Origin of the sequence: Pantoea sp. AG1095 (genome assembly GCF_003208415.1) — a bacterium.
GTDB classification, from domain to species: Bacteria; Pseudomonadota; Gammaproteobacteria; order Enterobacterales; family Enterobacteriaceae; genus Pantoea; species Pantoea leporis.
Window position 1 is genome coordinate 14,537 of sequence record NZ_QKMJ01000008.1, and the last position, 11,944, is coordinate 26,480.

Genomic DNA, 11,944 nt, shown 5'->3' on the forward strand with positions numbered 1-11,944 from the left:
CAGGAGCCACTGATACATGGCTAAGTTCTTTATTGATCGCCCCATTTTTGCGTGGGTGCTCGCCATCATCATCATGTTGGCCGGTGTGCTATCGATTATCAGCCTGCCGATTGAGCAATATCCCAATGTTGCACCGCCGGCGGTTGAAATCCAGGCCACCTATCCGGGTGCTGATGCGAAAACGCTGCAAGATTCGGTGACGCAGGTCATCGAGCAAAACATGAACGGTATCGATGGACTGATGTATATGTCCTCGAGCAGTGACTCGTCGGGTACATTGACGCTGACGCTGACCTTCCAATCCGGTACTGATGCCGATATCGCGCAGGTTCAGGTGCAGAACAAACTGCAGCTGGCCACGCCGTTACTGCCACAGGAAGTACAGCAACAGGGTATTCAGGTTAAGAAATCCTCTAGCAGCTTCCTGATGGTGGCGGGTTTTGTCAGTGATGATGGCACCATGACGCAGAATGATATTTCTGACTATGTTGCTTCAAACATCAAAGATCCGGTCAGCCGTATGCCGGGTGTCGGTGATACCCAGGTGTTTGGTGCGCAGTATGCGATGCGCATCTGGCTGGACCCACACAAGCTGAACAACTATTCACTGACACCAGTGGATGTGATCAACGCGCTGAAAGTCCAGAACACCCAGATCGCCGCGGGTCAGTTGGGCGGTACGCCACCTGTACCGGGCCAACAGCTGAATGCCTCGATCATTGCGCAAACCCGTCTGACATCGACAGATGAGTTCGGCAATATTCTGCTGAAGGTGAATCAGGATGGTTCGCAGGTACGTCTGCGTGACGTGGCGAAGATTGAACTCGGTGGTGAAAACTACGAGATCATCGCGCGTTATAACGGCAAACCGGCTTCCGGTATCGGTATCAAACTGGCCACCGGCGCTAATGCACTGGACACCGCCGATGCGGTGAAAGCTGAACTGGCGAAACTGGAGCCGTTCTTCCCGGCAGGCATGAAAACGGTTTATCCGTACGACACCACACCGTTCGTGAAAATTTCGATTTTCGAAGTGGTGAAAACGCTGTTCGAAGCAATCGTGCTGGTGTTCCTGGTGATGTATCTGTTCCTGCAAAACTTCCGTGCGACGCTGATTCCAACCATCGCCGTTCCTGTTGTGTTGCTCGGAACCTTTGCGATCATCAGTGCCTTTGGCTACTCGATAAACACCCTGACGATGTTCGGGATGGTGCTCGCCATCGGCCTGCTGGTGGACGACGCCATCGTGGTGGTAGAGAACGTCGAACGTGTAATGGCGGAAGAAGGCTTACCGCCGAAAGAAGCGACCAAACGTTCGATGGAGCAGATTCAGGGCGCATTGGTCGGTATTGCCTTGGTGCTGTCAGCGGTATTTATTCCAATGGCGTTCTTCGGTGGTTCAACCGGCGTCATTTATCGCCAGTTCTCCATCACCATCGTTTCGGCGATGGCGCTGTCGGTGCTGGTGGCGTTGATCCTGACGCCTGCGCTTTGTGCCACCATGCTGAAGCCAGTGGAGAAAGGCGCTCACGGCAAAACCACCGGTTTCTTCGGCTGGTTTAACCGCCTGTTTGATAAGAGCACCAACCACTACGTTGATAGTGTCGGTCATATCATTCGCAGCACCGGCCGTTACCTGCTTATTTATCTGGTGATCGTGGTCGGCATGGCGTACCTGTTCCTGAAACTGCCTACCTCATTCCTGCCGGAAGAGGATCAGGGTCTGTTACTGGCGCAGGCGCAATTGCCAGCCGGTGCTACCCAGGAACGTACCCAGAAAGTATTGGATCAGGTGACGGATTACTTCCTGACCAAAGAGAAAGACAGCGTTAATTCCGTGTTTACCGTTAACGGCTTCGGCTTCGCCGGTCGTGGACAGAACACCGGTATTGCGTTCGTCAGCCTCAAGCCGTGGGATGAGCGTGGCGATGCCAACCTGAAAGTTCCTGCGATTGCCGGTCGTGCCATGCAGGCGCTCGGTCAAATCAAAGATGCGATGGTGTTCCCGTTCAACCTGCCAGCAATTATCGAACTGGGTAACGCCACCGGCTTCGACTTCATGCTGACCGATCAGGGCAACCTGGGTCACGAGAAGCTGACCGCCGCGCGTAACCAGCTGTTTGGCATGATCGCCCAGCATTCGGATACGCTGGTGGGTGTGCGTCCAAACGGCATGGAAGATACGCCGCAGTACAAACTGATCATCGATCAGGAGAAAGCGCAGGCGCTGGGTGTGTCGCTGTCTGACATCAATACCACGCTGGCTTCAGCATGGGGCGGTTCTTACGTCAACGACTTCATCGACCGCGGTCGCGTGAAGAAGGTGTACGTTATGGGCAAGGCCGATTCACGTATGTTGCCGGACGATATCAGTAAATGGTACGTGCGCAACAGCGGCGGCACCATGGTACCGTTCTCCGCCTTCTCTTCGGCGAAGTGGCAGTACGGTTCACCACGTCTGGAACGTTACAACGGCTTGCCATCGATGGAGATTCTGGGCCAGGCTGCGCCAGGCAAGAGCTCCGGTGATGCCATGAACCTGATGGAAGAGTTGGCAGGAAAACTGCCGGCGGGTATTGGTTACGACTGGACCGGCATGTCCTATCAGGAACGCTTGTCAGGTAACCAGGCTCCGGCGCTGTATGCTATCTCACTGATTGTGGTGTTCCTGTGTCTGGCCGCGCTGTATGAGAGCTGGTCGATTCCGTTCTCGGTCATGTTGGTGGTACCGCTGGGTGTTGTCGGCGCACTGATCTTCACCACGCTGCGCGGCTTAAGTAACGACGTCTACTTTGTGGTGGGCTTGTTGACTACCATAGGATTGTCGGCGAAGAACGCCATCCTGATTGTCGAATTCGCCAAGGATTTGATGGAGAAGGAAGGTAAAGGGTTGGTGGAATCCACGCTGGAAGCATCCCGTATGCGTCTGCGTCCGATTCTGATGACCTCACTCGCCTTTATCCTCGGCGTAATGCCGCTGGCGATCAGCACCGGTGCGGGTTCTGGCGCACAAAATGCGGTAGGTACCGGCGTAATGGGCGGGATGGTAACAGCGACCGCGCTGGCTATCTTCTTCGTTCCGGTGTTCTTCGTGGTGGTACGTCGCCGCTTCAGTAAGAACAAAGGTGACCTGGAACACGGTCATCCGGTTGAGCACAAACACTAAGTTTTACTCTTCCCTAAAAGGCCGCTGATGCGGCCTTTTTTATTGCTGTTCCCCTGCCCCGCCAAAATCCCTGCGTTTTTCACGGTTGCAATCGGCCATGTTCGGGCTCATACTATTGTTATAGTATAACATTACATAGCGAGGTTACTATGAAACCGAATATCCATCCTCTTTATCGCCCAGTGGTGTTCCACGACACCTCGGCCAACGAATACTTTAAAGTCGGCTCCACCATCAAAACCGAGCGCACCATTGAGTATGAAGGTGAAGTGCTGCCGTATGTCACGCTGGATGTCTCGTCAAAATCTCACGTGTTCTACACCGGTAAGCAGAAAGACTTTGCTAAAGAAGGCAGCACCGCGCGCTTCAACCAGCGTTTCGGCAGCTTCCTGTCGCGCAACAAGTAACGCTGGAGAGAACAGATGCAGGTATTGAGTTCATTGCGCTCTGCAAAGACGCGCCATAAGGATTGCAAAGTCGTACGTCGTAAAGGTCGCATCTATGTGATTTGCAAAACTAACCCGCGCTTTAAGGCGGTTCAGGGAAGAAAGAAAAAAAGGTAGGAAAGTGTCGTGATAGTTGGCCGGGATGCTCCCCGGCCTTTTTTTTACTTCATGCTATGCAGAATGGCGTCAACATTGTGTTTGAACGCGGCGACATAGGTCGCTGCTGGGCCATTCGCTTCCGACAGCGCCTCAGGATAAAGTTCCCCGCCCGGCTGCGCGCCGGTTTCGCTGGCAATCTGTTTTACCAGTCGAGGATCGGTTTGATTCTCCATAAAGTAGGTTTTGATGTGCTCGGCCTTCAGTTGTTGGATGATCGAGGCCACGTCGCTGGCGCTGGCTTCCGCTTCGGTAGAGAAGCCCACCGGCGCAAGGAAACTGACGCCATAACGTTGGCCAAAGTAGCCAAAGGCATCATGGCTGGTCAGCACTTTACGCTTGCTCTTCGGCACTTCGGCAAAGGCATTTTTCGCCCAGCTATCCAGCTTCTGCAGCTGCTGAATGTAACTTTCACCGCTTTTACGAATATCCGCCGCATCTTCTGGATCGGCTTTGATCAGCGCATTCATCACATTAGTGGCGTAGATCACACCGTTTTGCATGCTGTTCCACGCGTGCGGATCGGTGACGCTTTTGCCGTCCTCTTCCATCTTGCGCGTGTTGACACCGTTCGATGCCACCACGATGGTGCCTTTATAGCCTGACGCGCTGATCAGGCGATCCATCCAGCCTTCCATGCCCAAACCGCTCACGAATACCACATCCGCCTTCGACAGCGCCTGGCTATCCTGCGGCGTCGGTTCGAAGGTGTGCGGATCGCCATTCGGCCCGACCAGCGATTTCACGTTAACGTGATCGCCACCAACCTGTTTAACGATATCCGCCAGCACGGTAAAGCTCGCCACAACATCAACGCTTTTCGCCAGCGACAGCGGGCTTGCCAGCATGGCGCCAATCGCCAGACTCAGCGGTAACTTTTTCATTCCTATCCCCTTATTGGTTTGGTTATCGACGGCGCAACAGGCCGCCACATGGTCCTGTCAAAACAGAAAGCAGAAACAGCACCGCAGCACTGAGCACCACCGCCGGTCCAGCCGGCAGCGAGAAATGCCACGAAAGAATCAGGCCGATAAATGCTGAGACGATCGCCAGCAGCATGGCGATGCCGAGCATGTAAGCCAGATGGCGGCTCCAGAAGCGTGCGCTGGTGGCCGGCAGCATCATCAATCCCACCGACATCAGCGTGCCCAGCACCTGAAAGCCGGCCACCAGATTGAGCACCACCAGCATCAGAAACAGACCGTGCACCAGCGGAGCGCTCCATTTGCCCTGAGCGCGCAGGAAATCGGGAGCGAAGGCATCGATCACCAGCGGACGGAAGATCACCGCCAGCAGCAGCAAGGTCGTAGCCGCAATGCCGCCGACCAGCAGAATCGCCGCGTTATCCACCGCCAGCAGCGATCCAAATAACACGTGCAGAAGATCGACGCTGGAGCCGCGCAGCGACACCAGTGTGACGCCGAGTGCGAGAGAGCCGAGGTAAAAGCCGGAAAAACTGGCATCCTCTTTGAGATGCGTATAACGGCTGACCGCTCCCGAGAGCAGCGCCACCGCCAACCCGGCAATCAGGCCGCCGATACCCATCGCCACCAGCGATAATCCCGATACCAGATAACCAATCGCCGCGCCGGGTAACACAGCATGTGATAAGGCATCGCCGACCAGACTCATGCGGCGCAGGGAAAGGAAAACGCCCAGCGGCGTGGCGCTGATCGCTAATGCAACGCAGGCCACCAGCGCACGGCGCATAAAACCAAATTCGATAAAGGGTTGGAGTAATGTCACGACGCCACCCTATGCAACGTTGGCGTTTGTGCGGCATCAGCGTCATCGAGCGATAGCACATCCTGAAAATAGCGCGCCACCAGCGGACGATCGTGTAGCACGACTAATAACGTGGTGCCCGCCTGCTGCTGCTGTTCGAGGATCGACATTAGCAAGGTGACGGTTTGGCTATCAATGCCGTTGAAGGGTTCATCCAGCAGCCAGAGCTGGCTGCGCTGCAGCATTAAGCGCGCGAACAGCACGCGCTGCAGTTGCCCGCCAGATAACGTCGATGGTTGCGCATCGGCGAACTCACGCATTTGTACCGCATCCAGCGCGGCATCGATTTCCAGGCGCAAGGCGCGATTGATACCACCAAACCAGCCGCAGCGTGGCCAGCAGCCCATCGCCACCAGTTCATAGGCAGTAAGAGGAAAGCGGGTTTCAAGTTCACTGCGTTGCGGTAACCAGCCCAGGGCTTTGCGTGGGATGTGCAATTCGCAGTTGCCGGAAATTGGCGGTAGTAAGCCGGCAATGGTTTTTAGTAATGTCGATTTGCCGGTGCCGTTAGCGCCAATCAGCGCCGTCATGCTGCCCGTTGCCAGCTCACCGTTAACGACCGGCGTCACCGCACGGCCTTGATAACCGGCTTGTAAGCGGTTGAAATGTATCATTTCTGCATGCCCCAATATAAGGCCAGCGCTAGCAAGGCAATCAGCATCAGCGCAACCAGCAAACGGCCGCCAAGGGAAAGAATTAAACCGCTGTGATTCATACTCAACAACCAATAATGTTATAACATAACAATTATCATACCCGACTCATCCTCAATTGCGCCCAGGCAAAGTGTTTCAAAAGTTGATCGATCATAATGATAGCCGCGCTAATTCGCCGTTTCGCCATGAATGTGTTATGAAACCCATCACAACGATTACTCTTTCTGTTTATTAGCGACTTGCAATATCACTCAATAAGCTCAATGATAGAAACATCATTCTTTTACTGGATACAAAATGCCGTCTATTATTCATTGTGATATTGCTGTGGATGAGGACGATTGCGAAAAGTTGGTCAGAATTATCCAGGGGAATATTCTCAAAATAGCCGAGGCATTAGCCGGTGATTTACAGTGGTATTCTCAAAACGCGCAATTAGTTCCTGATAGCTTCCAGATTATTTCTATTCAACCAACCGACAATAATCGATTTAAAATGCTTTACGATTTCAGCTGGAATTTATTTAATCCTTGCCTGGATTTAAATGAAACGTTTACGCGTCGTGAAGAAGTGTTGTTTCAGGTAAAGCCCGGCGCGCTGGTGTTTGACGTGATTGACAATGAGCGCCCCTCTCCTGCCGATGAATTGTAATATTTGGTAATTGAGGTGAGCAAAGCTAATGATTGTGGATTACATTTAAGGAGTCGCTGAATTCAATTTTATTCGATATCGCTTCCTGGTAGCTTTTCTTAATCTCGCCGCGCTGCGGTAACTGTGCTAGCTATGGAGGGGAAAAAGATGGACGAATACTCACCGAAACGGCATGATATTGCCCAGCTTAAATACCTGTGTGAGAACCTGTTCGACGAAAGTATGGCGACATTGACTGACAGCCATCATGGTTGGGTTAATGATCCTACTTCGGAAAGCAATTTACAGCTCAACGATTTGATTGAGCATATCGCTTCTTTCACGATGAATTACAAAATTAAGCACGTTGAAGATGAAGCCCTGATTACGCAAATCGATGAATATCTTGACGATACCTTTATGCTGTTCAGCAGCTATGGAATCAATACTCAGGATCTACAACGGTGGCAGCGTTCAGCAAAACGCTTATTTAATCTGTTTGCCGAAGAGTGCGCTTATCTCCAACAACCTAGCCATTCCTTTTAGCACCAGACTGAGACCGGTTTATTTATGAGCAACCAAGCCTTAACTAAAACAGATTATTTGATGCGACTGCGCCGCTGTCGCTCAATCGATACCCTTGAACGGGTTATCGAAAAAAACAAGTATGAATTACCTGATAATGAACTCGCGGTATTCTATTCGGCAGCCGATCATCGTCTGGCTGAACTGACCATGAATAAGCTTTACGATAAAGTACCGGTTTCTGTCTGGAAGTTCGTCCGCTAAGTTTTTCCCCTAACAGCCGATCTGCACCATCATCGTTTTGATCAAGGATTGAATCACCGGCAAAGGATTGCCAGATTTCTCTGTGCGTAAAATTCTGTGGAGTATGAGGCGGGTACAAATTGGTGGGGGCCCTGCCAGCTACATCCCGGCACACGCGTCGCCTGCTGCGGCTGCTTCCTTCCGGATCTGACCGAGTTCACAAGTTAGCATTGCGGGAGAACCAACAGGGCCCCCATTGACAAGCCCTCATTTCGAGAGCGCAGGCATTATCAAGTATGCCCCCGGCAATTGCAAGCGCAGGCCCGACAACCGTTGGTTTCTTGCACAAGCACACAGCAATGCGCTGATGTCTACCCTTCTGCATGCTAAAGTTTGCCCTTTCCAGATAAAAATAGGTGCGCATATGAGCGACCAAAACAATTTCTCTGAGCGCGTCTGGCAGATCATCGCGGCCATTCCGCCAGGAAAGGTCACTACTTACGGGGATGTTGCGCAATTAGCGGGTTCGCCGCGCGCGGCACGCCAGGTAGGTGGCGTATTACGCCGTTTGCCGGAAGGCAGTAAATTACCCTGGTTTCGCGTTATCAATCGCCATGGCCGCATTTCACTGCAGGGTGACGACTTGTTTCGTCAGCGCGATGCGCTGGAAGCGGAAGGGATTGAAGTGAGCGATGCTGGGGAGATCGAGTTAGAGAAATATCGGTGGGAAATTTAGCGGTGCGATATGTCGCGCACAGGCCTGCAGCCGTTACGTAAAGGCGCTGTCTCGTCCCTGATCGCTCGGCACACGCCATCCATGGCGTGTGACGCTTTACTCCACGGCAGCGGGCCTGTGCGCTTGGCCTGTGCCGTTTGGTAGATTACAGACTTGTCGGTGCCGGCACCGAAGCAGATGGCGTCACCTGCGTAGGTGAAGTCGAAGGCACTGTTGTTGCTGCTCCCGGCTGGGTTTGCATCGCGACGTTAGTCACTGGCACCAACAGCAGTTCGGCTTTTGTTCCGCCCTGATTAATCACCGGTTTCACCGTATCGGTGATAAACGCCAGCTTGCCATCAATCGAAATCGCCGCACTCAACAGAATGCGCGCGTTCGGCTGGATGTCAGCCGGGTTAAACGGCAAGACAAACTGGAACGGCGACTGTTTCCCTTCAGTACGCACCACGCGCTGCGACAGCACTTTTGAAGGCGCGTCGGCCAGCGATGCATCTGATAGCGTAACGGTCAGCACAGAATCCGGCGGCAGCGCAATGCGCTGGCGGATATACACCGAACCACTGACATTAGGCTGCGCAATCGCGGCCTGCTGCCCCGCTACCGCTGAGCCGAGTGTAGGTGTGGCAACCGGCTTGCTGTGGTCCGCACAACCGGTAATCGCCGCAGCCAGGGTCATACCGCTAATAACTTGCCAGAGTTTCATCGATGTCGTCTCCTTATGAACACTATGATTGTCGGCGGTAAATTCATTGCTTAGCTTTTCAGCCGCCGAATGACCTTAATTCTGGCACAAATATCGGCATTGCGCCTAAACCCTCCGCCAGCCCGCTGAAATCGCGGCAAAATCATTGACGGAAACTGGTCGGATCTTTCACACTGACGCGATGAGTCACGCTGAGGAATCCGCTATGAGCCAGGCACTGCACAACCTGCTTAATTTATTAAATCTGGAAAAACTGGAAGAAGGCCTGTTTCGTGGTCAGAGCGAAGATCTGGGCTTGCGCCAGGTGTTTGGTGGCCAGGTAGTCGGCCAGGCGCTGTATGCTGCGAAACAAACGGTGCCGGAAGAGCGCATCATTCACTCCTTCCACAGCTACTTTCTACGTCCGGGCGATAGCCAAAAAGCCATCATTTATGATGTCGAAACGCTGCGTGACGGCAAAAGCTTCAGCGCACGCCGCGTTAGCGCGGTACAGAATGGTCAGCCGATCTTCTACATGACGGCTTCGTTCCAGGCACCTGAAAGCGGCTTCGAGCATCAGAATGAAATGCCGCAGGTGCCGGGCCCGGATAATCTGCCATCGGAACAGGATTTGGCGAAAAAGCTGGCCGCGCATCTGCCACTCAAGCTGAAAGAAAAATTCCTCGCCGAGCGTCCGCTGGATATTCGTCCGGTGCAAATTCATAACCCGCTGAAAGGCCACGTCGATGAGCCGCTGCGTCAGGTGTGGATTCGTGCCAACGGCGAGTTACCGGCCGACCGTCGTATCCATCAATATCTGCTGGGCTATGCCTCGGATCTTAACTTCCTGCCGGTGGCGCTGCAGCCGCACGGTAAAGGCTTCCTCGAAGCCGATATGCAAGTTGCAACCATCGATCACTCAATGTGGTTCCATCGTCCGTTCGACTTGTCTGAATGGCTGCTGTACAGCGTAGTGAGCACTTCCGCCTCGGGCGCGCGCGGTTTTGTGCGGGGTGAGTTTTATACCCAGGATGGCCGACTGGTGGCGACCACGGTGCAGGAAGGCGTGATGCGCCAACGCGACGCATAAAAAAAGGGGCGATAAAATCGCCCCTCTGTTTTTTTATAATTTAGCGCACTGCTCTTCTTTAGCCCGGCGGTTACTGGTTGTAAGCGTTCTCGCCGTGGCTGTTTACATCCAGACCTTCACGTTCCTGATCTTCCGGAACACGCAGTCCAACAATCATATCCGCCAGTTTGAAGCCGATGAAGGCTACAACTGCAGTCCAGACGATGGTCACACCCACGCTGAACAGCTGAATCCAAACCTGATGGCCCATGGTCACGCCTTCTGCGTAGCCTACGCCGCCCAGTGAAGAGGACGCGAACACGCCGGTCAGGATACAACCAAGGATGCCACACACGCCGTGCACACCGAACACATCACATGGGTCATCAACGCGCAGCCATTTCTTCAGGGTTGTTACGCCCCACAGACCGGCTAAACCACCCGCCAGACCGATAATCAGCGCGCCGCCGACACCCACATAGCCACAAGCTGGGGTAATCGCCACCAGACCGGCGATGAAGCCAGAGCAAGCACCGAGCAGAGAAGGTTTACCGCGTACCGCCCACTCGCCAAACACCCACGACAGCACCGCACCCGCTGTAGCCACCACGGTATTCAGGAACGCCAGCGCAGCGATTTCGTTAGCTGAGGAAGCAGAACCAGCGTTGAAGCCGAACCAGCCCACATACAGAATCGCGGTACCGAGGAACACCATCGGCAGGTTGTGTGGTTTGAAGGCTTCTTTGCCGAAACCAGCACGTTTGCCCACCAGATAAGCACCCACCAAGCCAGCAACGGCGGCGTTGATGTGAACCACGGTGCCGCCCGCGAAGTCGAGCGCGCCATCTTGCGCCAGCAAGCCACCAGCCCATACCATGTGTGCGATTGGCAGATAAGCCAGCGTCAGCCATACCACCACGAAGATCAATACCGCAGAGAAGCGAATACGTTCAGCCAGCGCACCAACAATCAGGCCGACGGTGATACAGGCGAAGGAAGCCTGGAACGCGATGTGAATGTACTGATAGAAGCTGCCCATCAGCGCTTTCAACTCAATATTTTTCAGCATCGCCCACTGAAAGCTACCGAAGAAGGCGTTGCCTTCACTGAACGCCAGCGAGTAGCCGTAAATCACCCACAGCACGCAAACCAGTGAGAAGGTCACCGCAACCTGCGTCAGCATCGACAGCACGTTCTTGCCGCGAATCAAACCGCCGTAGAACAGCGCAATGCCGGGAATCGACATAAACAGTACCAAGGCGGTACAGATCATCATAAAGGCGTTATCGGCTTTATCCGCTACTGCAGGGGCGGCCGCCATCGCCAGAGAAGGTAACAGCGCAAGGCTGGTGAGGCCCAACTTCGTTATCAGTTTATTCATTTCTTTCCATCCCATCACAATTCAGAGCCCCAGTTACAGTGCTGCTTCGTCGGTCTCGCCGGTACGAATACGAATGACGCGCTGCAGTTCTGCGACGAAAATCTTGCCGTCGCCAATTTTGCCGGTATACGCGGCTTTGCTGATGACATCGACCACTTCATCAAGCTGGTCGTCCGCAATAGCGATATCAATTTTTACTTTTGGCAGGAAGTTAACGCTGTACTCGGCACCGCGATAAAGCTCTGCGTGACCTTTCTGGCGACCAAAACCTTTAACCTCGGTAACGGTCAGTCCCTGAATGCCAATAGAGGATAAGGCTTCACGCACGTCCTCCAGCTTAAATGGTTTGATTACCACGGTAACCAGCTTCATACGTTCCCCTCCGGATAAGAAATTGAGTGAGTCTTCGCGGACACGTAGGGATATAAGCAAAGGCTGTGCCATAAATAAAAAAAGGGGAATGTCAGTA

At 53.6% G+C, this 11,944-nt stretch carries 14 protein-coding genes and 1 other RNA gene; 8 read left to right on the plus strand and 7 right to left on the minus strand.

Annotated features, from left to right (window positions below):
* Positions 1-16: 16 nt before the first annotated feature.
* From DEU53_RS16140 to ykgO, 3 genes are all read left to right on the plus strand, one after another.
* Positions 17-3,166, plus strand: coding sequence for a multidrug efflux RND transporter permease subunit AcrB (locus DEU53_RS16140; protein WP_101762405.1), 3,150 nt, complete (start codon positions 17-19; stop codon positions 3,164-3,166).
* A 149-nt stretch (positions 3,167-3,315) separates the two neighbouring features.
* A complete protein-coding gene (locus tag DEU53_RS16145) occupies positions 3,316-3,573 on the plus strand; it encodes a type B 50S ribosomal protein L31 (protein ID WP_101762406.1) in 258 nt (85 codons plus the stop codon).
* A gap of 15 nt (positions 3,574-3,588) precedes the next feature.
* Positions 3,589-3,729 (plus strand): type B 50S ribosomal protein L36, encoded by a 141-nt coding sequence (gene ykgO, locus DEU53_RS16150; protein ID WP_008103894.1) that lies wholly within the window; start codon positions 3,589-3,591, stop codon positions 3,727-3,729.
* Between the two features lie 44 nt (positions 3,730-3,773).
* Here the strand turns inward: ykgO and DEU53_RS16155 are convergent, their stop codons facing one another.
* The 3 genes from DEU53_RS16155 to DEU53_RS16165 are packed head-to-tail and all read right to left on the minus strand — an operon-like array spanning position 3,774 to position 6,167.
* Positions 3,774-4,652, minus strand: coding sequence for a metal ABC transporter substrate-binding protein (locus tag DEU53_RS16155; RefSeq protein ID WP_110867733.1), 879 nt, complete (start codon positions 4,650-4,652; stop codon positions 3,774-3,776).
* Between the two features lie 22 nt (positions 4,653-4,674).
* A complete protein-coding gene (locus DEU53_RS16160) occupies positions 4,675-5,514 on the minus strand; it encodes a metal ABC transporter permease (RefSeq protein WP_110867734.1) in 840 nt (279 codons plus the stop codon).
* Positions 5,511-6,167: a metal ABC transporter ATP-binding protein gene (locus tag DEU53_RS16165; protein WP_110867735.1), complete on the minus strand. Its 657-nt coding sequence runs from the start codon at positions 6,165-6,167 to the stop codon at positions 5,511-5,513. Before DEU53_RS16165 ends, DEU53_RS16160 begins: the two co-directional genes overlap by 4 nt.
* Positions 6,168-6,506: 339 nt before the next feature.
* On the opposite strand from DEU53_RS16165, the gene DEU53_RS16170 reads away from it, so the two are divergent.
* The 3 genes from DEU53_RS16170 (at position 6,507) to DEU53_RS16180 (ending at position 7,628) form a co-directional block, all read left to right on the plus strand.
* Positions 6,507-6,860: a hypothetical protein gene (locus tag DEU53_RS16170; RefSeq protein ID WP_101762410.1), complete on the plus strand. Its 354-nt coding sequence runs from the start codon at positions 6,507-6,509 to the stop codon at positions 6,858-6,860.
* Positions 6,861-7,007: 147 nt separating this feature from the next.
* A complete protein-coding gene (gene tomB / locus DEU53_RS16175; RefSeq protein ID WP_007886936.1) occupies positions 7,008-7,385 on the plus strand; it encodes an Hha toxicity modulator TomB in 378 nt (125 codons plus the stop codon).
* 24 nt (positions 7,386-7,409) lie between these two features.
* Positions 7,410-7,628, plus strand: coding sequence for an HHA domain-containing protein (locus DEU53_RS16180; protein WP_007886938.1), 219 nt, complete (start codon positions 7,410-7,412; stop codon positions 7,626-7,628).
* Positions 7,629-7,757: 129 nt separating this feature from the next.
* Here the strand turns inward: DEU53_RS16180 and ffs are convergent.
* An RNA gene (gene ffs, locus DEU53_RS16185) (signal recognition particle sRNA small type) lies at positions 7,758-7,854 on the minus strand.
* 177 nt (positions 7,855-8,031) lie between these two features.
* Between ffs and DEU53_RS16190 the strand changes: the two genes are divergently transcribed.
* Complete coding sequence (locus DEU53_RS16190; RefSeq protein WP_008103902.1) at positions 8,032-8,343, plus strand: MGMT family protein; 312 nt, start codon at positions 8,032-8,034, stop codon at positions 8,341-8,343.
* 145 nt (positions 8,344-8,488) lie between these two features.
* Here the strand turns inward: DEU53_RS16190 and DEU53_RS16195 are convergent, their stop codons facing one another.
* Positions 8,489-9,046, minus strand: coding sequence for a YbaY family lipoprotein (locus tag DEU53_RS16195; RefSeq protein WP_110867736.1), 558 nt, complete (start codon positions 9,044-9,046; stop codon positions 8,489-8,491).
* A 205-nt stretch (positions 9,047-9,251) separates the two neighbouring features.
* On the opposite strand from DEU53_RS16195, the gene tesB reads away from it, so the two are divergent.
* Positions 9,252-10,115: an acyl-CoA thioesterase II gene (gene tesB / locus DEU53_RS16200; protein ID WP_101762413.1), complete on the plus strand. Its 864-nt coding sequence runs from the start codon at positions 9,252-9,254 to the stop codon at positions 10,113-10,115.
* Between the two features lie 70 nt (positions 10,116-10,185).
* Here the strand turns inward: tesB and amtB are convergent, their stop codons facing one another.
* The gene (amtB, locus tag DEU53_RS16205) at positions 10,186-11,475 is read right to left on the minus strand and encodes an ammonium transporter AmtB (RefSeq protein ID WP_101762414.1); all 1,290 of its coding nucleotides are present in this window, start codon (positions 11,473-11,475) and stop codon (positions 10,186-10,188) included.
* A 33-nt stretch (positions 11,476-11,508) separates the two neighbouring features.
* On the minus strand, positions 11,509-11,847 hold the full coding sequence (gene glnK / locus DEU53_RS16210; RefSeq protein WP_007886947.1) for a P-II family nitrogen regulator: 339 nt from the start codon (positions 11,845-11,847) through the stop codon (positions 11,509-11,511).
* Between the last annotated feature and the right edge of the window lie 97 nt (positions 11,848-11,944).